Source organism: Nocardia sp. NPDC049190 (assembly GCF_040648115.1).
Lineage (GTDB): Bacteria > Actinomycetota > Actinomycetes > Mycobacteriales > Mycobacteriaceae > Nocardia.
Window position 1 is genome coordinate 43,251 of record NZ_JBEZDE010000016.1, and the last position, 23,097, is coordinate 66,347.

18 protein-coding genes and 1 pseudogene are annotated in these 23,097 nt (G+C 64.7%); 9 read left to right on the forward strand and 10 right to left on the reverse strand.

Annotated features, from left to right (window positions below; genetic code table 11):
- Window positions 1–9: 9 nt before the first annotated feature.
- Window positions 10–846 (reverse strand): glutamate ABC transporter substrate-binding protein, encoded by an 837-nt coding sequence (locus tag AB0B25_RS16205; RefSeq protein WP_357179447.1) that lies wholly within the window; start codon window positions 844–846, stop codon window positions 10–12.
- Window positions 847–1,094: 248 nt separating this feature from the next.
- Window positions 1,095–3,551, reverse strand: a complete 2,457-nt coding sequence (locus tag AB0B25_RS16210) for an FHA domain-containing protein (protein ID WP_357179450.1) — start codon at window positions 3,549–3,551, stop codon at window positions 1,095–1,097.
- Between the two features lie 673 nt (window positions 3,552–4,224).
- Here AB0B25_RS16210 and AB0B25_RS16215 point away from each other — a divergent pair.
- A complete protein-coding gene (locus AB0B25_RS16215) occupies window positions 4,225–4,725 on the forward strand; it encodes a hypothetical protein (protein WP_357179453.1) in 501 nt (166 codons plus the stop codon).
- A 76-nt stretch (window positions 4,726–4,801) separates the two neighbouring features.
- Here the strand turns inward: AB0B25_RS16215 and AB0B25_RS16220 are convergent, their stop codons facing one another.
- Window positions 4,802–5,626 (reverse strand): hydrolase, encoded by an 825-nt coding sequence (locus tag AB0B25_RS16220; protein WP_357179456.1) that lies wholly within the window; start codon window positions 5,624–5,626, stop codon window positions 4,802–4,804.
- 1,041 nt (window positions 5,627–6,667) lie between these two features.
- Here AB0B25_RS16220 and AB0B25_RS16225 point away from each other — a divergent pair.
- Complete coding sequence (locus AB0B25_RS16225) at window positions 6,668–7,696, forward strand: alpha/beta hydrolase family protein (protein WP_357179458.1); 1,029 nt, start codon at window positions 6,668–6,670, stop codon at window positions 7,694–7,696.
- 115 nt (window positions 7,697–7,811) lie between these two features.
- Here the strand turns inward: AB0B25_RS16225 and AB0B25_RS16230 are convergent, their stop codons facing one another.
- The 4 genes from AB0B25_RS16230 to AB0B25_RS16245 form a co-directional block, all read right to left on the reverse strand.
- Entirely contained in the window at window positions 7,812–8,618 is an 807-nt protein-coding gene (locus tag AB0B25_RS16230; protein ID WP_357179461.1) for a nucleotidyltransferase domain-containing protein, read from the reverse strand.
- A gap of 176 nt (window positions 8,619–8,794) precedes the next feature.
- The gene (locus AB0B25_RS16235; protein WP_357179463.1) at window positions 8,795–9,199 is read right to left on the reverse strand and encodes an ester cyclase; all 405 of its coding nucleotides are present in this window, start codon (window positions 9,197–9,199) and stop codon (window positions 8,795–8,797) included.
- A 68-nt stretch (window positions 9,200–9,267) separates the two neighbouring features.
- Complete coding sequence (locus tag AB0B25_RS16240; RefSeq protein WP_357179466.1) at window positions 9,268–10,386, reverse strand: maleylacetate reductase; 1,119 nt, start codon at window positions 10,384–10,386, stop codon at window positions 9,268–9,270.
- Window positions 10,373–11,242: a bifunctional riboflavin kinase/FAD synthetase gene (locus AB0B25_RS16245; protein ID WP_357179468.1), complete on the reverse strand. Its 870-nt coding sequence runs from the start codon at window positions 11,240–11,242 to the stop codon at window positions 10,373–10,375. The genes AB0B25_RS16240 and AB0B25_RS16245 overlap by 14 nt, the downstream gene beginning before the upstream one ends.
- A 188-nt stretch (window positions 11,243–11,430) precedes the next feature.
- Here AB0B25_RS16245 and AB0B25_RS16250 point away from each other — a divergent pair, with 188 nt between their 5' ends.
- From AB0B25_RS16250 to AB0B25_RS16270, 5 genes are all read left to right on the forward strand, one after another.
- Complete coding sequence (locus AB0B25_RS16250; RefSeq protein ID WP_357179471.1) at window positions 11,431–12,366, forward strand: LysR family transcriptional regulator; 936 nt, start codon at window positions 11,431–11,433, stop codon at window positions 12,364–12,366.
- 439 nt (window positions 12,367–12,805) lie between these two features.
- Window positions 12,806–13,363: a flavin reductase family protein gene (locus AB0B25_RS16255; RefSeq protein ID WP_357179474.1), complete on the forward strand. Its 558-nt coding sequence runs from the start codon at window positions 12,806–12,808 to the stop codon at window positions 13,361–13,363.
- 15 nt (window positions 13,364–13,378) lie between these two features.
- Entirely contained in the window at window positions 13,379–14,965 is a 1,587-nt protein-coding gene (gene npcA / locus AB0B25_RS16260) for a 4-nitrophenol 4-monooxygenase/4-nitrocatechol 2-monooxygenase oxygenase component (protein WP_357179476.1), read from the forward strand.
- A gap of 68 nt (window positions 14,966–15,033) precedes the next feature.
- Entirely contained in the window at window positions 15,034–15,936 is a 903-nt protein-coding gene (locus AB0B25_RS16265; RefSeq protein WP_357179478.1) for a dioxygenase, read from the forward strand.
- Window positions 15,937–16,479: 543 nt separating this feature from the next.
- Window positions 16,480–17,439, forward strand: coding sequence for a pyridoxal-dependent decarboxylase (locus tag AB0B25_RS16270; RefSeq protein WP_357179480.1), 960 nt, complete (start codon window positions 16,480–16,482; stop codon window positions 17,437–17,439).
- Between the two features lie 365 nt (window positions 17,440–17,804).
- On the opposite strand, the gene AB0B25_RS16275 is transcribed toward AB0B25_RS16270, so the two are convergent.
- Together AB0B25_RS16275 and AB0B25_RS16280 are read right to left on the reverse strand one after the other, a co-directional pair.
- Window positions 17,805–18,725: a hypothetical protein gene (locus tag AB0B25_RS16275; protein WP_357179482.1), complete on the reverse strand. Its 921-nt coding sequence runs from the start codon at window positions 18,723–18,725 to the stop codon at window positions 17,805–17,807.
- Between the two features lie 96 nt (window positions 18,726–18,821).
- Window positions 18,822–19,349 (reverse strand): hypothetical protein, encoded by a 528-nt coding sequence (locus AB0B25_RS16280; RefSeq protein ID WP_357179484.1) that lies wholly within the window; start codon window positions 19,347–19,349, stop codon window positions 18,822–18,824.
- Window positions 19,350–19,412: 63 nt separating this feature from the next.
- Between AB0B25_RS16280 and AB0B25_RS16285 the strand changes: the two genes are divergently transcribed.
- Together AB0B25_RS16285 and AB0B25_RS16290 are read left to right on the forward strand one after the other, a co-directional pair.
- Window positions 19,413–20,762: an ATP-grasp domain-containing protein gene (locus AB0B25_RS16285; RefSeq protein WP_357179487.1), complete on the forward strand. Its 1,350-nt coding sequence runs from the start codon at window positions 19,413–19,415 to the stop codon at window positions 20,760–20,762.
- Complete coding sequence (locus AB0B25_RS16290; RefSeq protein WP_357179490.1) at window positions 20,756–22,249, forward strand: pyridoxal-dependent decarboxylase; 1,494 nt, start codon at window positions 20,756–20,758, stop codon at window positions 22,247–22,249. The genes AB0B25_RS16285 and AB0B25_RS16290 overlap by 7 nt, the downstream gene beginning before the upstream one ends.
- Before the next feature lie 9 nt (window positions 22,250–22,258).
- Here the strand turns inward: AB0B25_RS16290 and AB0B25_RS16295 are convergent.
- Window positions 22,259–23,067: pseudogene (locus AB0B25_RS16295) on the reverse strand (IS5 family transposase).
- Window positions 23,068–23,097: the final 30 nt, after the last annotated feature.

Here is a 23,097-nt window from a genome sequence, read left to right on the forward strand (position 1 = left end):
AGAGCCTGATCAGTATCGGTCGACGGCGGGCGGCGTGAGTGTCGAGTCGCGGAGTGGACCGATCGTGTCCTCGAAGGCCTTCTGCCAGGAACCGTCGGCGAACATGTCCTCGATTGCGTCGTTGATCTTGGCCCGAGTCTTCTGATCACCCTTCTTCAGGCCGATGCCGTACTTCTCCGTGGTGAAGGTACTGCCGATCAGCTTCAGTTCGCCCGGTGCCTGCCCCGCGTACCCGGCGAGGATGATGTCGTCGGTGGTGACCGCGTCGACCGAACCGCTGCGCAGGGATTCGATGCACTGCGAGTAGGTGTCCAGTTCCACCAGTTGAACGTCCTTGGCGTAATGGTCCTTGACGTTCTGCGCCGGGGTGGAGCCCCTGACCGAGCACAGCTTCTTGTTGCCGGTCAGCGACTCGACACGGGTGATATCGGTGTTCTCCTTCTTCACCAGGAGGCCCTGCCCGGCTACGAAGTACGGCCCGGCGAAGTCGACCTTCTCCTTGCGGGCATCGGTGATGGAGTAGGTGGCGACGATGAAGTCCACGTCGCCGTTCATGATCATCGACTCACGCTGAGCCGACGGCGTCTCCTTGAAGGTGATGTCGCCGGGCTGCACGCCGAGCTTGCCGGCCACGTACTTGGCGATCTCGACGTCGTAGCCGTGGAATGACCCGTCCTTCTCGCGGAAGCCCAGTCCCGGTTGGTCGAACTTGATGCCGATGGTCAGCTTTCCCGCCCTCGCGTGATCATTGGCGGTCGCGGCGTCGCTGCCGCCACCACAGGCGGTAGCGACGAGGGTGACGGCGATCGCTCCGATGCCGAGGCGGAGTATGCGGTTGATGCTCATCGAATTTGGTTCCCTCTCACGGTGAGCCGTCAGGCCAGATCGGAGGCCCGGGTGCTAACGGCAGGTAATTTTCCCCGTGCGCCCCAGCCCCTGTACCGAATGCCTTCCCGCCAGTGGAAAACCGGTCTACAGCGACGCTGAGTTGACCTGAGTGGTCGCTTTTCGCCAGCATGAGGTCGATGCGCGACGGCCTGCACCGCAGATCCCGCAACCAGGTGGGTGGCGTCACGTGGTTCGTGTCGCGGGCGTCAAAGCCTCGCGACGCGGGCGCCCTGGCGCCGTGGACGCAGCTGGTACAAGCGGTACCAGGCCAGCGCGAGGAACACGACCCCCAGCCCGGCGACGACTCCCATGTCGACCAGCCAGGTGCCGATGGTGTGCTTCCATAGCGGGTCGGCCGCGCCGGTGTGCGGTGACAGAGTGTCAAGGTCAAGGGTGGCGGCTCCCGCTCCGTACCCCCAGCGGGACGGCGACAGGAACGACAGTTGCTGGAGGCCGGGTGTGCCGGGGAGCCGCACCAGCCCGCCCGTCAGCACCAGTTGTGCCATGGACAGCACAATCAGCAGCGGCAGTGTCTTTTCCGAGGTATTCACCGACACCGAGACCAGCAAGCCCAAAGCCAGCGACGTGATGCCGAGCATCGCCATCGCCAGGACCAGTTCCAGCTCGACCATCGTGAAAATTCCCTTGGGCGGCATACTCTCGCCAATGGTGCCGATCACGACCAATACCGCCGCCTGAACGACGGTGATCACGCCCAGAACCAGCAGCTTCGACATCAGATAGACGCCTGCTGACAGGCCTGCCGCGCGTTCTCTGCGGTAGATCGTCTGTTCCTTGACGATCTCGCGAATCGCGTTGCCGGTGCCGACGAAGCATGCGGCGAAGGCCAACACCATGAGTTTGGTGGGAGCATCGGTATTGGTTCCCGGAGTTCCGGTGAAGCCGGCGCCCGACGGCACCGCGGCGATCAAGCCACCGAGAAGCAGGGGCATCACGCCCAGCAATGCCAAATAACTTCGATCCGAGGCGATCACCGCCAGATATCGCCGGCACAACGTACTGAGCTGGCTGAGCTTGGATTGCGGCGCGGGCGGCGGCGCCGGTGGACGCACTTCCTCCGCTGGGCCGACGTCGTCGGTCAGTCCGACCGCCACATAGTTCTCGAAGCGCGGCGAAGTCCGGAACTCACCAGCCCAATCGCGGTCTTCGTCGTTGTCGAATTCCTGGAACACCTCGGCCCAGGTTCGCTGTGCGAATTGCTGCAGCCCCTCTTCCGGCGGCCCGTAGTATGCCAGTCGGCCGCCGGGCACCAGAACCAGCAGGCGGTCGCAGGAATCGAGATTCGCCACGCTGTGCGTGACGACGATGACGGTGCGTCCGTCATGCGCCAGTTCGGACAGCATTTCCATGACCGTCTTGTCCAGGCCCGGGTCGAGGCCGGAGGTCGGCTCGTCGAGAAACAACAGCGACGGTTTGGTCAGCAACTCGAGTGCGACGCTCACGCGTTTGCGCTGCCCGCCCGAGAGTCGATCGATGCGGGTGTCGGCGTGCCGCGCCAAGCCGAGTTCGTCGAGCACCTCGTCGACCCGCTGCTCGCGCTCCTCGCTGCGCGTGTCACCGGGGAAGCGCAGTTCGGCCGCGTAGAGCAGCGCGCGCCGCGTCGGAAGCTGGTTGTGCAGGATGTCCTCCTGCGGGACCAGCCCGATCCGGTGTCGGAGTTCGTCGTAATCGGTGTACAGGTCGCGTCCGTCGTAGCGGACCGTCCCCTCCGTGGCCGGTTGCAACCCGGTGATCGCGCCGAGCAGCGTCGACTTACCGGCGCCGCTGGGCCCGATGACGCCGACCAGCGAGCGCTGCGAGATGGGGAAGCTCACCCCGTCGAGCAGCACCTTGCCGTCCGGTGTCCGCACGGTGATGTTCTGCACCGAGACCGACACGTCACCGGTGTCGACGAACTCGCGCAGTTCATCGCCGACGAGCCGGAACGTGGTGTGCCCCACGCCGATCAAGTCGGATTCGGAGAGGTCGGCGGTATCGACCCGGGCGCCGTTGACATAGGTGCCGTTATGGCTGCCGAGGTCGACGATCCGGTACCGGCCAGCGCCTATCGTGTGCAGTTCGGCGTGATGTCGGGAGATCATCAGGTCGGGCACGGCGATGTCGTTGTCGGTCGCGCGTCCGATCCGCAGTGTGGGCGATGTGATCCGGACGACCGTGCTCGGATGGGCCGCCGGGGATGACGATCGTGATACTTTCCGGGGCAGGCCCGGATGGATCTTCGTGACCGTCGCTTCATCGTCGAGGGCGTAGCCGGGATCGGGGACCACCATGGTGTCTCCACCGGCATCGAGACCGGGCTCGGGGCGGGATGGGGTCGGCAGCGAGCAGGCCAACTTCTCGCCGTCCACGGCGTGTCCGAGCTGGAACGTCTCCTCGTGGTCGATCACCATCCGGTCGACGCGGTGGCCGGCGAAAAAAGTGCCGTTGAGACTTCCGACGTCCTCGATTTCCCAACCGTCCGCACCCCGCTCGAGAACGGCGTGCAACGATGACGCGCGCGGATCGGTCACAACGATGTCGGCACTCGGATCGCGGCCGATGTTATACGCGCCCCCGGCGCGTAGCCGATAGACGCGCTCCTTCGTCTGCACCACCAGAATGGGTGCCTCACGGAATTCTCTGGAGGATAATTCATCCGCCATAGTGGCCAGTATACGACTGTGTCGTAGTGCCTCCGCAATAGTCGACCATGCTGCGATACACGGTGCGGTGTCTGCTCGCCGTCTACTCCGAATCCGCCCCACGTTGATCAGCTGAAACCGGAGTTTTCCATGGTGAACGACCGAGGAAAGGCGGTAAAATCCGGCCGGGCGAGGATTGGCCGCCGAGACCGCGGTATGGGTACGTTTCCGCTTCACTTGCTTTTTCACTTCTTGAAATCCGCCGGGACCTCGGCAGCACCGCCGTATCCGCATACCTGCGCCGGTCTCCCCGTCGCCGACCCGGCCGCAGCGTCGGAGGCGCGGTTGCGGCCCACGGATTTTGGCGACCGGAGCCGATTCGCCATGCGAAATTGTCGAGACCGCAACATTTTTGTTCGCACGATTATCGGGACTCAGAACGGCATGGAATCCGATCGAATACGGTAGCCCGCAGACGCGGAACCGGGATGGGGAAATAGATCCCGAATACGTGGATGCCGAGGAAGACTCGCCGAAGTCCTGCCCAGGCTCTGCGACGAGGACAGGGCGGTTGGCACGCGCGGTTTCGCCGGCCGGAATTACCGAGTCGGCAGTCGATGGGGGACACGGTCGATGAACCGATCGAACTCCATGATCGTGTCTATCGAGTACCCGACACTGGAGAACGAGCAGCATGAACGCGTACACGATCCGTCTCGACGGCAATGAATCCACTGGCCCGGAGGGTATCTACCTCTTGTGGGCGTATGGGCGGAGCGGCTTGGAAGTCGAAGAATTCGACAGCCTCGAGGATGCGCTCGGTTGGTTCGCGGTCGTGTCCGACAGCAACCACACCTCTCCGGAATGCATCGAAGGCCCCGCCGGGGTCGTGCCCACGCGTCAGGTTGCGGCGTGGGTGGCTGCCACCGGTGAACGGTCGCGGGCGTGGCAGTCGGCGTATCGGGACACGTGGGCAGGGCAGGTTCGGCATGCGGTCGAGCTGCAGTTTCCTGGCGGCGACGTAGCCGCGGAGTTCTTCGCGTGTGACGACCTGGGCGACGCCATCACGATCGTAGGGCGGCTCAACCGGCCGGGTCGCGTCCGCGTGGTGTCGAAAGTCTTTGACCTGCGGCGCGGCTGGGTGCCGGAACGCGTCGTCATCGACTGGGAACAGACCGCGCAGGAGGCGGCCTAGGGGCGAAAGTTGCCGCTGGGGGCATGCGGCGGGCGCTCGGCCGTGCACTCCGAGTCGAGTGTGATGGGTCGCGAGTTCAGGTCAGATGGTCGAATTCTCCGCTGATCCACCGGATGTGGCGGTTGGCGGCGGCGCGGACGATGGATTTGGCGTCGTGGTCGATGGTGTCACCGCCAAGGGTGTACAGGCGGTCGTAGTCATAGGGTTCCAGGGTCTCGACGATCCGGCGCACTACTGCGGCCGACATCGGGACGTGCCGGGGATAGTTGCGTTGGAACGACACCCATCCGGGGGTATGACAGCCCGCAATGGTGTCGCCGGTCAGCAGGGCGCCGTCTGCGGTGTGAGCGACGGCGCTGCCGCGCATATGGCCACCGACATGGACGAGTTCGATGCCGGGCAGCGGCTCGGCGTGCTCGGTCCAGAATTCGATCACCGGGTCGGGGCGCGGTACCCATTCCTTGTCCAGGGCGTTCACCAGCACCGGCACCTTCCCGAAGGCATGGCTCCAGCCCACCTGCGCGGCGAACATGTGCGGATGGCTCGCGGCGATCGCCGCGACCCCACCAAGGCTGCGGACCAAGCCGAGCACCTCGTCGTCGAGATAGGCGGGCGGATCCCACAGCAGGGTGCCGTTAGGGGTCGCGACCAGGAAGGACCAGTGGCCGATCGCGAATCGCGGTTCGCGGCGCAGGCTGTGCAGACCGTGGCCGTGTTCGCGCAGCACCGTCCGATGGGGTTGGCGTGCCAACTCCACATGGGTGGTCCACCACCCGTGCGGTCCGAGATCGCCACGCTCCTCGTCGGTGACGGCGTCGCTGGCGAGAACACAGCCATCGGCGGGCGGTTGGTCGGATTCCGGATGTTCCAGGCCGCACCCGGCGCATACCCAGGTCGTCATGACTTCATTCTGAAACCTCTAGCCGGCTCGAGGTCAAGCATCGGGTCAGCGCGCTATTGGGCTATCTGTTCACCTCCGCGGTGCCGGTACGGATTGTCCGGATGTGAGGCGGCAGCGATAGCGCGCCTTGGGCCGGCACGTTGACGCGGTGCTTGATAACACGCCGCGGCGAGCGTGTGCAAACGTCCCGGCGGTGGGGAATAGATGAATTCACCCGAGTGTGCTGTCCCGATTTCCCGAGGCCTGGGCGCCCGTCGGATCGACCGCGGTCTGGCGGCCGACGGGAGGAACCGGTGGAAAGCGGACTTCTCGTGGTGGCGCGGCGGATCGCGCAGCGCCTCGGGCGGGATGGCAAGGCGGTGGCGTCGGCGTACCGCAGGATTTCCGGGACGTTTCTCGTGAGATTTCCGATGGAATGCACAGAAATCCGACGTGGATGAGGTTGGTGGGTCAGGAGTCGCCGGTCGGCGGCACCCGATGGCCTCGCGGTGTACCTGGACACCCGGTGTTCGGTGGACATACTCACTGTTCGAGCCGAACGGTCGTCTGAACGCTTCGGGATGGGCATCGGGGTGGCCGAAGCGCTGACGCGACCGCCTAGGGCGGATGCACGAGTGGGCCACCTCCCGTGCGGCGGCGGATTGCACTGCGGATGCGGTTCGCAGGCTGAGGAGGCGGCCGGGAAGTGAGCGGGCCGGCTGACCGCTCCTCGCCTCACCGACCGGGTCCTTGCGGCACCAGATTTGGAATACGTAGGTGCGCAGGATGTTTGCGTGACCCGAGGACGCACCCGGCTCGGCGGCGTGTGTGGCGTCGTATCTACCCCGCGCATGGACCGTCGAACTGCCCCTACGGTTTACTAGGCGAGTGTGTGATGTCTGCGGGGGGCCCGCTGCCCGGACCAGAAGTGTCAGTCGGCATGAAACTGTCGACCGAACCCGTCTCAGTACAAGAGGGTGGCTGACGCGGCGAGGCCGTTCGGACTCGTCTTCGGTCGTGCACCTCGATGGCCCGCGCCCGTCCAGACGGTGGGTCGCCGAGGTGGTTGTGCCCGCAGTGGTGATGCTGGGGGCGCTGGCGATGGCGCCCGGGGTCGCCGTCGCCGCGCCGGAGACCTCTGGCTCGAATGTCGGGTCGCCCGATGGTTACCAAGCCCCGTCGGAGAGCTCCGATCTTCCGGCCCGGCCGGTTATCGAGCGGATCGAGCCGATCACCGACCGATGGCTGCGGGTGTTCGTGAAATCGCCGGCGATGAACCGTGTCGTGCAGGTGCAGGTGCTGCTACCGGCCGACCGTAGCCAGCCGCGACCCGCCCTGTACATGCTCGATGGCCGGGGTGCTCCCGAGAATGAAAGTAGCTGGACAGAGCACGGTCATGCCGTGCAGTTCTTCGCCGACAAAAACGTCAACGTCGTGCTCACCACCGGTGGTCCGGCCAATCTCTACACCGACTGGCAGCGTCGCGATCCGGTGCTGGGGACCAACAAATGGGAGACGTTCCTCACCCGGGAACTGCCGCCGCTGATCGACGCGCAGTTCGAGGGCAACGGACGTAACGGGATCCAGGGGGTCTCGATGGGCGCTGAAGCAGCGATGATGCTCACCTTCCGAACGCGCGGCCTGTACTCCGTCGTCGCTGCCCACAGCGGGTGTTACACCGTTGCCTCCGGCACCGGTCAAGCCCAAGCCCGCGCGATCGTCAAAACCTATGGCGGCAACCCGGACAACATGTTCGGCACACTCACCGACCCGGACTGGGCCGCCCACGACGTCATGACACACGCGGAAGCTTTGCGCGGCACCAGGATTTACCTGTCCAGTGGCAGCGGAATCCCTGGAGAGCACGACGTACCTGGTCAAGTCGAGCTTCCGGACGCCATCACCGTCGGCGGCCCGCTCGAGACCGGAGCCTACGAATGCGCTGACGCATTGGGGAAGCGACTGGCGAAGCTGCAGATTCCGGCGACAGTGAATCTGCGGCCCACCGGAACACACTCCTGGCCGTACTGGGCGGACGAACTGTCCAGGTCCTGGCCGACCATCGCCGAAGCGCTCGGCAGCAACCACTGACGACGGTGACCTGCTAGCCGCCGACGTCTCGACCGGCTACCGGGTCGTCCGCCATCGTCAGGCATCGCCCCGGCCTACCGGCTACCGACGGCGGACCTCCCAGCGTCGACTGCTGTCAGTTTCCGATGACCTGCTTGCGGAAGAACTCTGCGGTCAGCGCCTTTGCGCGCGCCAGGTCACGATCGGGCGTCTTCGGGAAAGCTTCTGTGGCACGGTCGAATTCGGCCATGATGAACTCGGCGATCGGCGCCGGTGCGGTGCCGCTGCCCATTTCGCGGGTACGCGACTTCAGGTCGGTGAGTTCACGCACGGCCGACACCAGATCTGCCGGCAGCTCGCATCGCTCGAGCAGTGTCGGCAGATGCATGGGCGCCATCGCGGCGTCCGGATGTTCGTGCAGCCAGCGCAGGGCCATAGCCGGACGTAGGGCGTAGAACACCTTCTTCAGTGAACCGCCGCTACCGAACAGCTTCCATTGGCGGGCGCCCAGATGCAGATAGTGCCGGGCCACCTGGTTACGGTCGGCGACCTCAGCGGCCAGCGCGCGCAGCTCGTCGCGGAATCGGGCGTCGCCCCGGTACACGATCGGTGACATCAGCCACTCGATCAGTACGGCGTTGCCCTTGACCAGCAGCCGCATCGCCTTCGCCAGATCCCAGCCGTTGACGTCGAGCAATCCGGTCAGCGGCGTCTCGATCACATCGCGGGTACGCCACGGCGACAGATAGGTGTGCAGGCCTGCGATATAGACGAACCGGCAGTCATAGTCCGAGTCGGGGGAAGGGAAACCCCAAGCGCGGCTGCCGCTTTCGATGGCCAGTCCGATGGACACGCCGTGTCTGTGCTCGATCCGGCCCAGCTCGGCATCGATCTTCTCCACCACCGTGGGAGCCATCGAATCCGGGATAGCGCGCAGTTCCATGTGGCGATGCTACTGAGCGGCCCACCCGGCAAGCAGCCGATTTTCGGGGTGTCGAGACTGTCGCCACGGCTGATTTCGACCGAGTTTCGTCACCGAGACCGACGTCGGGTGTTGGTGAACTGCACGCTCTGACTCTGCGGCATCGGCTCTGGCATCCGAGTACGAGCGTGCCGGATCTAAATCTTGCTCAGCTGGCGATGAAGTGCGCCACCATCCCAATAGTCGGTGCTGGTAGTGATCTGGTTGTCGCACACCTCCAGCATCTGCACCCCCGCTAAGCGGAGGCTTTGCCCTTTCGGCTCGTACGAGCCGAGGCGGCCGCGCAGGTGACCGGACAGTTCGTAGGACACCGCCGCGCGGTTGCTGTCGATGAGGATCTCCTCGAGGTTCCATTGCACGTCGGGGAGTGCTTCGAACAGCCTCGCGAGGCCCGCGGCTATCTGCTCCGGTTTGCTGTGGTCTGCACCGACCGCGATATCGCGATGCCGACATTGCGGAGCGTAGAGCTGCGCGACGGCCGCGGGGCGATGATTGTTGTATGCCGTGTACAGGTCGGTGACGATCTGGGTGATCGAGGCCATGTGAGAGGTTTCCTTTCTTTGCCGGACTGCGGTTCTCGGGCATCGTGGTGCCCACGGACCTGGGATCGTTACTCTCGAGCCCGGGGAGGCTCGCCGCTCCACGCTTCGCGGAGCATGGCGCGAAGCGAGTGCAGTTCCAGCGGCCGAGGGCTGACGAGGTGCTTGGCCACAGCTTCTTCCGCGACCGCGTCGGTCTGGTTCTCGGTGAGGCCGATGGCTCGGAGTCCTGGCGGTGTCCCGACCGACCGAGCAAGTGCCCATACGTTTTCAGCGAGTTTTGTCGGATCACATTTCATTGCCTCGGCCAAACGTGCCACGGTGTCCGGGATTGCGGGCTCTAGGTACCGAATGACATAGGGCAGGACGATCGCGTGGGTTTCGGCGTGGGGGGTGTCGTACATTCCGCCGAAAAGATGACAGAGTGCGTGGTGCACGCTGCTGCCTACTGTGCCCAACGCGGTGCCGGCGAGGCAGGCGGCGATGAGAACCTCGCCACGGGGCGCAACGTCGGTCGTGGTGTATGCCCTGGGCAGAAAGCGCTGTAGCCGGGCGGCGCCATCGAGCGCGAGTGCGTCGGTGATCGGGTCATGGTTTGCTGCCCACAAGGCTTCGACGCAGTGGGCAAGGGCGTTCATGCCGCTGGGACCCACGATCGACGAGGGCAACGCAGTCATCAGCTGCGGGTCGTACACGACGATCTTCGGCAGGGCTGCTTGATCGCGGGCGGTCTTCTTGTGGTTGCCACTGGTGAGCCCGTAGATGGGCGTCATCTCGCTACCGGAGTACGTGGTGGGCGCAGCGACCAAGGGGAGGCCGGTATTCACCGCGACCGCTTTGCCGAGCCCGACGGTGCTGCCGCCACCGAGGGCGACGATCGCGTCTACGTCGGCGGTGGTAGCGGCGGCCGTGGCGCGTTCGGCCAGATCGCGGGGAACGTGCTGTCGCACTTCGTTCCACTCCAGCGTCATCAGGTGGCCGAGTGCGGACCGTCCGCGGTCCGCGAGTTCCCGCTGGCGGGCCGAGACGATGAGCATGGCTCTGCGGCGGCGTTCGCGGTCGAGTTCCGGCGCGAGCTGGTTCAGCGTCCCGTTGCCGAAGACGATGCGGCCGGGCAGGGTTGTTCGAGCGAAAGGCGCGGGCCTGAGCACATCGGACCCCGATCGGTCCGGAGATTTAGCTGTTCTCATCGATGAACTCCACTCGTAGTTCGGTACCCACCGCCGGTGTCGAGCCGGCGAAGGCTTCGTGATCGAAATCGATATCGAGTGCACCGTGGTGAACCCGCACCCGCACGCGTTGCTCGGTCCGTTGCGTCGGATCGGCAAGGCCGTAGACCGCGCCGCGGTAACTGCCGAGCGCCGGCGCGGCGATCCCGGGGTCTGTGCAGGCGGTCGCCTGCCTGCCGGAACTCGTCGCGACGATGGCCTCGACACTGTGCGAGCGGCCGAGCAGTGTGGTCGCGGACCGCACCCGGCCCTCCGCAACCGCTGCACGGATACGTGTCGAAGAGACCGGGCTTCCGTCGATGTTCAGGAGGTCGACTTTTCGGGCCTCGAAGCCGAGCCGGCAGCCGGCGGCGTGGAGAGTCGAGATGTTGCCTGCCGCGTGATGCCCATAGCGAAAATTCTCGCCGACGGACACCGACCGCGCCCGCAGTCGGGTCGCGAGTAGCTCCGTCGCGAAGTCTTCGGCGGAGGTCGTCAGCAGCGGAAGGGTCATGGGCAGCGCCAGAACGAAGTCGAGGCCGTAGTGCGCAAGTAACTCGAATTTTCGGTCGGGACCGGTCAGCACGGCGGGTTGGCGTCCTGGGGTGAGGATCGTGGCCGGATGCCGATCGAAGGTCACTGCACCGACCGGTAGTCCGAGCGCTCGTGCTCGCTGCTCGGCGTCGGCCAGAAGTCGCTGATGTCCGCGGTGCACGCCGTCGAAATGTCCGATGGCGATCACGGTGGGGCCCAGATCGGCGGGGACGTCTTCGGCACGCCGCCAGAGGGTCTGTCGCGACGGACGACGATCGCTGCAGGGGCGTGCTGGTTGAGTCATCGGCGTCCTCGACCCTTCTCGTGTACTCGCCGGGTAGTCGGTCGATGCGACCGAGCTGGCAAATCGTCGTTCGATGGACTTCTACGCGGGTCCGCTTCCTGGTTGGAAGATCCTCCCTCAGTCTCGACCGTCCGGTCCAACAGATGTCACGGATGCAACACATCGGCCGCGTCGATAGTGTGGAGAAGATGAAGGATCTCCGCAGTATCGACCTCAACCTGTTGGTTGATCTCGATGCCCTGCTGAGCACGCGAAGCGTCACCGAGGCCGCCCGACGGTTGAACCTGAGCCAGTCGGCGATGAGCGGCTCGTTGTCGCGACTCCGGCGAGTATTCGCCGATCCCCTCATGGTCCGTAACGGTCGCGTGCTGACGCTCACGCCCCGCGCGGAGGCTCTGATTCCGCCGGTGCGGGAGATCTTGCATCAGATCGATGGCGTGTTCGCGGAGCGCGCCGACTTCGATCCACGCACAACGACCAGGTCGTTCTCGATCAGCGCGTCGGACTATGCGACGGCGGTTGTCCTGGCGCCGCTGCTGCGCGGACTCGCGGAGGAGGCCCCGAACGTGACGGTGAACGTGCTGCCCCGCTCGCCCGACGTTCCCGCTGTTCTTCGCCTCGACTCCGCCGATCTGGTGATCGAGCCGCAGGAGATGATGGTCGATACCCCGCTGCCCGGGCATGCGCTGTTTTCCGACCGCTGGGTATGCATGCTCGATGCCGGTATGCACGAGCCGGCGGTGTTGGAACCGTTCGACCGCGACCGATACCTGCAGTTGCCCCATCTTGTCTATTCCATCGGCCAAGAGCGGCAGTTGAACTTCGCCGATCGCCATTTGGCCTCACTCGGGGTACATCGGCGGATCGAACTCACGGTGGAAAGTTTCCTCATGGCGCCGCTGCTGATTCGGGGCACATCCCTCGTGGGCTTGGTTCTGGAGCGTGCGGCTTTCATTCTGCCTCTCGAGGGTCTGCGCCTCGTCGAGCCGCCGATTCCCGTGCCGAACATTACGGATGCGATGTACTGGAATCCGCGCCACACAGAAGATTCTGGTCATCGTTGGCTTCGGCACCGCCTGGCCGCTACCGCAGCGCGTCTCACCCCGATGGGAGGCGCGTCGTAAACGCCCGCGAACGGGCCTGGATCGACAGTCATGGCACAGTCGTGAACGCGCGTTGCGCGCCGTCGGAGGGCGGATCTCGCGGATACCGAGCCTGCGTTTCCTGCCGACTGCCCGGCTGATTCGCCGTCGGCGTCGGCTCGGGAAAAACTTCGCACCCGAACTTCGATCGCAGCGGCCTAGGGGATGGTGAGCGACCTGCGACGCGGGGGTCGGCGCCGCACGGTCGTGTGTCGATGAAATATCGGTGTGGCCGATGTTTCGCATCGGCCACATCTGTTGGACTGAATCTGTCCGAGCTTCTAGCGTTCTTTGTCGGGCAGATCACAGCCTGCAGCTTGTACGGCGTAGACCACTCCACTGCACTGATCAGGTCAGGGCGCATGAATGGCAGGTCTAGCCAGTCGAACAACACATTCCAGACAGGCCGGCCGGGCGCCGAATGTTGGAGGACCAGATGGAGCAGAATGTCTTGCAACCCTTGAATAAATCCGAATTCCGCAACGTTGTCGGACACTTCGCCAGTGGTGTCACGATTGTGACGGCCGAATACGGCGGTGTTCGCTACGGCGCGACGATCAGCGCGGTGACCTCGCTGTGCGATACGCCGCCCATGGTCCTGGTCTGCCTGAATCAGAACCTCGGAACGCACGCCGCGATCCGTCATACCCGCCATTTCACGATCAATATCCTCGGTGAGGATCAAACCGCTGTGGCCCATACGTTCGCCACCCCCGGCGCGGACAAGTTCGCCGACGTGGCCGTGCACCACGGCGAACATGGACCCCGTCTCGCGGAGGCGTTGGCGTATCTCACGTGCCGCGTCGTCGACGACATCGAAGGCGGCACGCACCGAATTTTTGTTGCCCAGGTATTGGAAGCACGTGCCGGAACCGGCAATCCGCTCTCGTACTACCGCGGCAGCTTCGGCCACTTCGTTCCGCATCGGAATGCGACGTGGCGAACCACCCAGGCCGACAACGCAGTTTCTTACAAATAGGAGAAAGGTCCATCAATGCGGACAGGACAGCAATATCTCGAGTCGCTTCGAGACGGACGCCAGGTGTACGTCGGCGGCGAACTCATCGACGACGTCACCACCCACCCCAAAACCAGTGGGTACGCGAAAGCCATCGCGGAGTACTACGACTTGCATCTCGACCCGAAGCATCAGGATGTTCTGACCTTCGTCGACGACGACGGTGTCCGGAAGTCGATGCACTGGTTCCTCCCCAAGACGAAGGCCGATGCGGCACGGCGCCGTGCCTACCACGAATTCTGGTTCCGGCATTTCCAGGGCGGCATCTTCACGCGGCCGCCGGCCGGAATGCATGTCGTCATGTACGCCCAGGTCGACGATCCGCAGCCATGGGAGGAGAACGCCATCGTCGCCGATGGGCGCAAAATCCCCTTCGCGGACAATATTCGGGCGCAATGGCAACGCGTGACGACTGATGACATCGCGCTGTCGCCGATGTTCGTCGACGTGCAATACGACCGTGGCCGCGATGACGCGCTGGTCGAGACCCCGATGCTCAGCATCGTCGAACAGAACGACCAGGGAATCGTCGTCCGCGGCTGGAAGGCGATGGGAACATCGCTTCCCTTCGTCAACGAATTGCTCATCGGCAACCTGTGGCGACCGGGACAGACCTCGGACCAAACCGTGTACGCGATCGTCCCGGTGGACACCCCGGGACTGTCGCTGGTCTGTCGCCAATCGAACGCCACTCCGGATGCCGACCCCTACGACCATCCGCTGTCGACGATCGGCGACGAACTCGACGGCATGGCCTATTTCGACGACGTCTTCATTCCCTGGGACCGGGTACAGCACATCGGTAACCCCGATCACTCGAAGTGGTATCCGCAGCGCCAGTTCGACTGGGTCCACATCGAGACCCAGATTCGGCATGCCGTTCACGCCGAACTGATCGTCGGTCTCGCTCTGCTGCTCACCAACGCGCTCGGGACGAACAACAATCCGATTGTGCAATCTCAGCTCGCCGATCTCGTCCGTTTCCGCGAGACCTGCAAGGCGTTCACCATCGCCGCCGAGGAGACCGGCTTCACCACGCCCGGTGGGTTGTTCAAGCCCAACAACATCTACGTCGACCTCGGGCGCGCCCACTATCTCGAGAACATTCACAATGCCGTCAACCAGCTGATCGAATTCTGTGGTCGCGGCGTCGTGATGTCACCGACCAAAGCCGACTTCGACCACCCATACATCGGACCTAGGCTCGAAGAGGCCCTGCGCGGCACGTCGATCAGCGCGCGCGACCGTGCGGCCATCTTCCGTCAGATCAGCGAGCGGTATCTCACCCAGTGGGGTGCGCGTCATGAGATGTTCGAGAAGTTCAACGGCACGCCGCTCTACCTGGTGCGACTGTTGACGATGCAGCGGACCGAATACCAGGTCGACGGCCCGTTGACCGATCTGGCGCGGCAGGTCCTCGGTTTCGGCGACACCGCAGCCCTCGCCGCGCGCGCCGCCGAAGTGGAGCAGAAATCCAACTGGGCATCCGTCGCGTACCAGCCCGAGTACGCACGGGAACAGGACGTTCGAGACGGCTACTACAAGGAGACCCAGAAGGTCTGAGCCACCCTGTCGGGCCGGGTATGTTCCCGGCCCGACAGTTCTGACCCCGAGTTGTGAGAGGACTACCGATGCAGAACACCAGTGCCGAAAACCGCGACGAGCAGACTGCAATCGAGCGGCAGCTCGTCGACAGTGTTGTTGCGTCCTACGACTCCACCGCCGACCCACGGCTGAAGGAGTTGATGCAGTCCTTGACCCGACATCTGCATGCGTTCATCCGGGAAGTCCGCCTCAGCGAGGAGGAGTGGAGCAAAGCCATCGGGTTTCTCACCGCCGTCGGCCATATCACCGATGAACGGCGCCAGGAGTTCATCCTGCTCTCCGACGTCCTCGGTGTCTCCATGCAGACCATCGCTGTCAACAACCCGGCCTACAAGAATGCCACCGAAGCCACCGTCTTCGGACCGTTCTTCGTCGAGGACGCACCTGAAGTCGCCCTCGGCGGCGATATCGCCGGCAATGCGACCGGGCAACCCTGCTGGATCGAAGGAACAGTCACCGACACCGCGGGTAATCCGGTTCCCGGAGCTCGCATCGAAGTGTGGCAAAACGACGAAGACGGCTTCTACGATGTCCAATACCCCGATGGCCGAGTCGCCGGACGAGCACACTTGTACGCGGATGCACACGGGCGCTATCGGTTCTGGGGATTGACACCGGTGCCGTACCCCATCCAAAGCGATGGCCCGGTAGGAAAGATGCTGGCGGCAACCAATAGATCTCCGATGCGGGTCGCGCACCTGCACTTCATGGTCACTGCGGAAGGCCTGCGCACCCTCGTTACGCACATTTTCGTTGCCGGAGATCCGCAGCTCGAACGCGGGGACAGCGTATTCGGGGTGAAGGAATCCTTGATCAAGCAGTTCGTAGCGCAACCTCCGGGGACACCCACACCTGATGGGAGAGACATCGGCGACCGGTCCTGGTCTCGATGCGATTTCGACTTGGTCCTCGCGCCGGAACGGATCTGATCCCTGCCCATCATCGCCCCGATGCACCACATCGGAGAACCGTTGCCCCGACACAACCGGACCAGCGGGGACGCCGCGTCGATTTCGGCGACAGCCCTGGGGAATCGACATGGTTCTACCCGGCACGTGCGCGTCTCGCGGCGTGCGGGTCAGTGTGGTCCGTATGTCTTGGCGGACAACCATTCAGTGGCGTACGAGGAGGTCGGTCGAGCGAGGTACAAGGGTGTCGGCATGCCGCTGATCTGTGGTGGGATGGTGACGAAACGTTCTCGGTTCTGGTCTGATCGGGTCGGATCGATCGCCGCCCGACGCGTCGACAGCGCCGAATACGTAAGTCGCGGCATCATCCTGGAACACCGAGGTTAGGGCGGATAAATGCGAGAAGCTCATCGGTTGCCGACTCCGGAAGAAGTCGGTCCTGCGCCCAGGCATATGACCGCGGACGAGTTTCGGGAATACGGTCGTGCAGTGGTGGATTGGCTCGCGGACTACTGGGACCGAGTGGAGTCGCTGCCCGTTCTCTCCTAGGTCGAACCGGGGAAGGTGCGCGAGCAGCTCCCTTCCCAGCCGCCGGAGTTCGGTGAGGATTTCCGTGGGGTACTCGAGGACATGGATGCGATCGTGGTGCCCGGTCTCACGCATTGGCAGCGCCCGAGTTTCTTCGCCTACTACCCGAGCAATACCTCGGGCCCCGCGGTGCTGGCCGAATTGCTCACGGCCGGGCGGAACGTCCAGGGGATGATGTGGCAGACCAGCCCGGCGTGTACGGAACTGGAGCAGCACGTCCTCGATTGGCTGGCTGGAATGTTGGGTTTGTCCGACCGGTTTCTCTCCTCCGGCAGTGGGGGTGGTGTCATTCAGGACACTGCCTCCAGCGCAATACTGATGGCCCTGCTCGCCGCGCTGCACCGAGCTTCGAGCGGGCGGGTGACACGGGACGGCGTGGCATGCGGTCGGTTCACCGTCTACACATCCACCGAAGGGTATTCGGCATGCGAGAAAGCTGCCCGCGTCGCCGGACTCGGTGCCGCGGCGGTGCGATCGATCGACACCAGCGCCGACTTCTCGATGGACCCCGACGCGCTTCGGAGCGCGATGGAACGTGATGTCGCCGCCGGATGTATCCCCGTCATGGTGATGGCGACTATCGGTACGACCTCGACCGGCGCCATCGATCCGGTTTCCGGAATAGGGCCTGTCTGCACGGAATTCGGTGCTTGGCTCCACGCGGACGCAGCACACGCCGGGGTGGCAGCCATGTGCCCCGAACTGCGCTGGATTCATGACGGAGTCAACGACTATGCGGACTCCTACGCCACCAACCCGCACAAATGGCTGCTCACCACTTCCGACTGCGATACTTGCTACCTCACTGATCGTGACGCGCTGATCGGCGCCCTGTCCGTGCTGCCGGAATATCTGCGTAACCAAGCCAGCGAGTCGCATGCGGTGGTGGATTATCGCGATTGGGGGTGCCGCTGGGCCGCCGGTTCCGTGCCCTGAAACTCTGGTCGGTCATCCGCTGGTATGGCGCGACAGGCCTTCGCGCCTACATCTGACATCACGTCGCGCTCGCACAGCAGTTCGCCGAATGGGTGTCCGGCGACGATCGATTCGAACTGATGGCGCCACATCCATAGTCGCTGGTCTGTTTCCGACTGTGCGGGCCGGACGAGGTGAACCGACAACTCCTCGAGGCAGTCAACGCGAGCGGACGGGTCTATCTGTCCCATACCAAGGTTCGGGGAGCCTACATGTTGCGCATGGCGATAGGCGCAACCTCCACTCGAGACAAGCATGTAGCAGACGCGTGGGATCTGCTCTGCCGCGAAGCCGACCGTCTCCGGAAGAGGTGACGGGAAATCCACCTATGATTCGAGAAGCCGACTGCGCGAGCGAGCAAGACGAGCCAGAACAGTCGTCGCGGGTGTGGCGCTGCCTGGCGCCATCCGCAGACTCGGGCCGTGGTCGCCGTCGAATCGAGCACAGATGCCTTGGTGGGCGGAGTACACCGAGTGCAATGTTGCGCGCAGCGCCTCCCGGTGCTCCGAAAACTCCGGTGGCATGGCCTGCAACGACGGTCCTACCGCGCGGAGCAGGGCGACAAGGCAGGCGTGGTCTGCCGACGCCAGGCCGCTGAATTCCGCCGGCATGGCGGGGCGCACGGTTCGGCGGTAGTCGTCGGGATGGAAGTCCGCGGTGAGTCGCAGGCACGCTTCTGATGTGGCCAACATCGTGGTGCCATAGGTCAGTGCGGTGACCGCGTCGTACCACGCTGCACGTTTCGCAGCGTCCACAAAGCCGCGCAGTCCGATGATGACGCACTGGGTGAGGACGAAGAACGCGCGGTGCCCCAGTATCCAGCGCCGGTCGGGATCGGGAGCGGAGCTCGCGTGCGTCAGGGGGGAGCGTCGGTACCGGGACCGCCGCTCGGCGGGAAGCAGGAGGTTCAGTGTGCAGTGTATGCCAGCTGCCAGAGCATGCCATTGCGTCGTTGCGAGGCCCGATCGAGCAGGCCGTAGCGTGTCGAGCGCATCGTGGAAGCCGACGAGGATGCTGTAGGCCAGGGTGTTCTGGTGCCGAGTTCTGCGGACTCGGAAATATTCGTCATAGCGATCCGGCGCGGTCCGCGGCCACGCGGCCGGATCCTCGTCTCCCGCCATGGGCAATGGCGGGAGACTCCGGAGGTCGGGTAACGGTGAGTACTCGTCGACCACCGCCTGGCGAAGACACATCGCCGCATCGGATACGAGGAGAATCGGCGAAAACACCAGCGCCCCTTCGCGCATGCCGTGCAGTTTCCGAGGCGGCAAGAGGGGAAGAATGGGCAGCGGTACGGCGCTCTCGCGGCGCAGGTCCGCATGCCTCGACGAAGCGCGCATGGCTCAGTCGGCGATCGTCCAGGTCCCCTCGAGTGTCGCGAAGGTCAGGCCGGGACACTGCTGGTCGGAGGGGGTCACCGTGTTGGAGTCGATCGCGGTCTTGCCCGCGTAGGGTCCGGTGCTGAGCAACGTGGGAAAGTCGCCGCGCCGGGATCCGCTGCCCTCGATCTGGGAACCTCCTCCGCTGCTGACGTCGGTGCTGGTGCCATCGGACCAGATGATCGTCCCTGTGCTCGTGTTGTCGGTGGTTTCGGCATCGCAACCGGCGGTCTCGGTCCCGATGTCCGTCTCGCTGACCGGGATGGGCAGTCCTTGGTCCACCGCGGTGCCGGTGCAGTTGCTGAACGTGATCGCGTCGGTCCAATAGACCTTCGAGGGTAGGGCGCCGATTCCCAGCCCGGCCCAGCTGACGGTGCCGCTCTCTTCGCAGGTGAGCACAACAGCGGCGTTGGCATGTCCCGCGAGCGGTATCCCCGCGAGCGTGGCGAGGACCGAAATGACAAGGGCCAGAGCGCATCGTGTCTTGGTCATGGCCGTGAGGTTAGCAACGTCTCGTCGCCGGAACGGTCACTTGACCGGATAGAGTCACCGGCCATGCGGATCAGCCAGGCGACCGGTGGCGCGGCGGCCGAATCCGGCCTTCCACCACAAAGACTCGCGAAGATCGACGGAATACGCCTCGACCAGGGCATTGCCATGTTGGAAGCAGCGGTTGACGAGATCTACTGGTTGGACCGTTCGCCGTTCCTGGCCGCGTCCGCTCGCCCATCCTTCCGTGCTGGGCGCGGTCCCCAGCTGCATGCCTGTTCACCATTGTCGAATACCGATGGGGATGGGCTCGGGATCAGGGCCGCGCGGGCCGTGTGCGTGGCGTTCGCCCCCGAACACGGTCCGGTGGCGCGCGAGTGGGCCGCGGCCAGGGCTCTGCCGCTGCTGGCGCCCGACCCGGCGATGTCCGCATTCGCGGCGGACAAGCTCGACGTGCTGGCAGTGTTCGCCGCAGCAGGCATCGAAGCTCCGGAATTCGTGCGGGTGCCGCCGAACGGCCGTGCCGACGCGACCAAGTACTGGCGCGACGGCTGGGAGGCGGTGGTGGTCCAACGCCGCGAGAACAATCTGATCGGCAGGGGCACTCGTCTCGCGCGTGATCACGCTGAGTTGCAGGAGTGTCTCGATGCCTGGGCCGGACGGGAATTGAGGGTAGGCCGATATGTGGACGGCCTCCCGGTGACCGTCACCGCATGCGTGGCCGGAAACACCACGATTGTATCGGCGGTGTCGCACCAGCTGGTCGGTGTACCTGGTTTGACCACCGTCTGGGGCGCTCACTGCGGCAATCAGCTCGTAGCGCCCACCGATCTACCCGATGGCGCCTACGACGCCATCCGCACGGCCGCGGCTCGGGCGGGAGATCAGCTGCGTCGGCGCGGATATCGCGGGGTCTTCGGCATGGATCTGGTGCTGGAACGTAATCGGCCCTTGGCCATCGAGATCAATCCCCGGTTCCAGACAGTCGTGTCCTTGGTGCATGCGGCCGAGCAGAGCGCGGATCTGCTGCCGAGCCTCGGCCTGCATGTCCTCGCCTGTCTGCTGCCGGAGCTGCCGGTCCAGACCGTTGTCGCGTCGGTACCGCCGCTAGGCCAGCTGGTTGTGCATGCAGACCGGAAGAGGCAGCTGGGCGCACTGCCGGAATCCGGAACGTACGCGCGGCACCGCGATATCGCAATGCGCGGGGAGAGTCGTTGCCTGGCAGATCTTCCGGTTGAACACGCGCTGGTGTGGGCGCAAACGCAACCCGGAACAACGGTGGACGAGGGAGACGAGCTCATCCTGATTCAACTCGCCGAATTCGTCGCTACCCTGCAGGTGGCACCGCGACTCACCGCGGCCGCGTCCGACTGGGTGACCGCCTTGTCCGCCTGCTTCGAGGGGCCATCGTGCTGACCCGGCCACCGCTGACGCTGCCAGCCGACCAGATGCGTGCGGCGGGCGGGCGCGCGATCGAGTTGATCATCGAGCGCATGAGCGAAGGTGCGCTCGGGCCGGTGCTTGTCCGCCGGTCTCGCGATGACCTCGAACAGGATTGGGATGAGCCGATCCCCGAGCATGGCCAGGACCTGATCGCGCTGGTGGAGCGGCTGGCCGTCGACGCGCTGCCGTCCGGCATGCACTCCGATCATCCGCGGTGCTTTGCCTTCGTGCCGACCTCCGGCAATTATCCGGCGGTGCTCGCAGACGCATTGACGGCAGCGTTTCTATCGGTCCCCGGTGCATGGTTGGTCGGCTCCGGACCCACCCAACTGGAGTTGGTGACACTGCGTTGGCTGCGTGAACTTCTCGGTCTCGACGGGTGTTTCGGCGGACTGTTCGTTTCCGGTGGCTCGATGGCCAACCTCACGGCATTGGCGGCGGCGCGGGACAGCATGCTCGGCGGCGATCTCACCGCCGCGCGCGCCTACTGTTCGACCCAGGCCCATCCCTCGATCGCACGTGCCCTGCACATCGTGGGCCTGAGACGTGATCAACTGGTCGTCCTGCCACCGGATGACCGGCTACGACTGGACCCGGCGCGATTGGCCGAACGTATCCGTCAGGACCGCGACGACGGATGGCGTCCGTTCCTGGTCGTCGCGACGATCGGCACCACCGGTACCGGCGCGGTGGATCCGATCGAAGAACTCGCCGATGTATGCGGACGAGAAGGATTGTGGCTTCATGCCGACGGCGCGTTGGGCGCCGCGGCCGCGGCCACCGACCGCGGCCGGCGCATCATGGCGGGCCTCAACCGTGTCGATTCGCTCACCCTGGACCCACACAAGTGGCTTTTCCAGCCCTACGAACTCGGCTGTGTCCTGCTCCGCCGACCCGAGCAGTTGAAGGACACGTTCGCGATGGCCCGCCATTTCCTCGACAGCGGCTACCTCGCAGTCTCCGAATCCGATGGTCGAGAACCGAATCTCTCCGACTACGGCCCGCAGCAGACCCGCGGGCTTCGTGCGCTCAAACTTTGGCTGTCGCTGAAAACCTTCGGCGCGGAGGCCTTCCGCGCCGCGATCGACCAAGGCATCACGTTGGCCGAGCATGCCGCTGCATTCATCGAGACCCATCCCGAACTCGAACCGGGCAGCGAGCCGGGGCTGGGGGTTGTCACCTTCCGATATCGCCCTCCCGGCGTGGCGTCGGGATCGGATCTGGACTCCTTCCAGGCCATGCTGGCCCGCACTGTGTGGGAGGCCGGGTTCGCCATGATCACCACCACCGCGGTGCGCGGCGAGACCGTTTTGCGCATGTGCACCATCAACCCGAGGACGAGCGTCCGGCACGTCGAGGACACCCTCGATCATGTCGTGGAGTGCGCCCGAGCCGTCTCCGTTCACAACGACCGTCGGGCGGCGAAGGTGCGTGACCGGGACGGGGATGCGGCCGTATAAGTGATCGTTTCAGAATGACTTGCGGAGGCGGCGGAGGCAGATGATGCTGCATGCGAGTTCGAGCAGGCCTTGATGGAGATCGGCCCGCCGCTCGTAGCGGATGCGCAGTCTTTTGAACTGGTGGAGCCACGCGAAAGTTCGCTCGACCACCCAGCGAGTGCGTCCGAGTCCGGAGCCGTGGGCTACGCCGCGGCGGGCGATGAGTGGCTTGATGCCGCGCTTCCACAGCAAGCGGCGGTACTCGTCGTAGTCGTAACCCTGGTCGGCGAAGAGCCGTTTTGGCCGGTTGCGCGGGCGTCCGCGCAGGCCCCGGATGCGGGGTATCACGTCTAGGAGGGGGATCAGCTGTGTGACGTCGTGCCGGTTGCCGCTGGTCAGGGAAACGGCCAAGGGTGTGCCGTGGCGGTCGACGATCACATGCTGCTTGGAGCCGGGACGACCACGGTCTACTGGTGAGGGGCCGACATGATCCCCCCTTTGAGCGCCCGGACGTGGGATCCGTCGAATGCCGCATCATCCATGTCCAGCAGGCCGCTTGACCGCAGCTCGGCGAGAAGCGCCTCGTGCAGACGGTGCCAGACATCGGCATTGGTCCAGTCCCGTAGCCGGCGCCAGGCGGTCACGCGTGAGCAGCCCACGACCTGTCTGGGCACATCGCGTCAGGCAACTCCCTTGCGCAGGACGTAAACGATGCCGGCCAGTGCGATCCGGTCCGGCACGGGCAGCCGTCCCGGGTGACGGTGGCGCCGGAGAGGACGTTCCGGCAGCAACGGGACTATGCGCTCCCACAAGTCATCCGGGATGAGGTCGGCGTTCACGGCGCAGTGGCTTGCCACAAGGAAGCCGGT

What these genes read in the sequence shown, in the direction of transcription:
- AB0B25_RS16205 (WP_357179447.1), bottom strand. Translation starts at nt 846, where the DNA reads ATGAGCATCAACCGCATACTCCGCCTCGGCATCGGAGCGATCGCCGTC.
- AB0B25_RS16210 (WP_357179450.1), bottom strand. Translation starts at nt 3,551, where the DNA reads ATGGCGGATGAATTATCCTCCAGAGAATTCCGTGAGGCACCCATTCTG.
- AB0B25_RS16215 (WP_357179453.1), top strand. Translation starts at nt 4,225, where the DNA reads ATGAACGCGTACACGATCCGTCTCGACGGCAATGAATCCACTGGCCCG.
- AB0B25_RS16220 (WP_357179456.1), bottom strand. Translation starts at nt 5,626, where the DNA reads ATGACGACCTGGGTATGCGCCGGGTGCGGCCTGGAACATCCGGAATCC.
- AB0B25_RS16230 (WP_357179461.1), bottom strand. Translation starts at nt 8,618, where the DNA reads ATGGAACTGCGCGCTATCCCGGATTCGATGGCTCCCACGGTGGTGGAG.
- AB0B25_RS16235 (WP_357179463.1), bottom strand. Translation starts at nt 9,199, where the DNA reads ATGGCCTCGATCACCCAGATCGTCACCGACCTGTACACGGCATACAAC.
- AB0B25_RS16240 (WP_357179466.1), bottom strand. Translation starts at nt 10,386, where the DNA reads ATGAGAACAGCTAAATCTCCGGACCGATCGGGGTCCGATGTGCTCAGG.
- AB0B25_RS16245 (WP_357179468.1), bottom strand. Translation starts at nt 11,242, where the DNA reads ATGACTCAACCAGCACGCCCCTGCAGCGATCGTCGTCCGTCGCGACAG.
- AB0B25_RS16250 (WP_357179471.1), top strand. Translation starts at nt 11,431, where the DNA reads ATGAAGGATCTCCGCAGTATCGACCTCAACCTGTTGGTTGATCTCGAT.
- AB0B25_RS16255 (WP_357179474.1), top strand. Translation starts at nt 12,806, where the DNA reads ATGTTGGAGGACCAGATGGAGCAGAATGTCTTGCAACCCTTGAATAAA.
- npcA (WP_357179476.1), top strand. Translation starts at nt 13,379, where the DNA reads ATGCGGACAGGACAGCAATATCTCGAGTCGCTTCGAGACGGACGCCAG.
- AB0B25_RS16265 (WP_357179478.1), top strand. Translation starts at nt 15,034, where the DNA reads ATGCAGAACACCAGTGCCGAAAACCGCGACGAGCAGACTGCAATCGAG.
- AB0B25_RS16275 (WP_357179482.1), bottom strand. Translation starts at nt 18,725, where the DNA reads ATGCGCGAAGGGGCGCTGGTGTTTTCGCCGATTCTCCTCGTATCCGAT.
- AB0B25_RS16280 (WP_357179484.1), bottom strand. Translation starts at nt 19,349, where the DNA reads ATGACCAAGACACGATGCGCTCTGGCCCTTGTCATTTCGGTCCTCGCC.
- AB0B25_RS16285 (WP_357179487.1), top strand. Translation starts at nt 19,413, where the DNA reads ATGCGGATCAGCCAGGCGACCGGTGGCGCGGCGGCCGAATCCGGCCTT.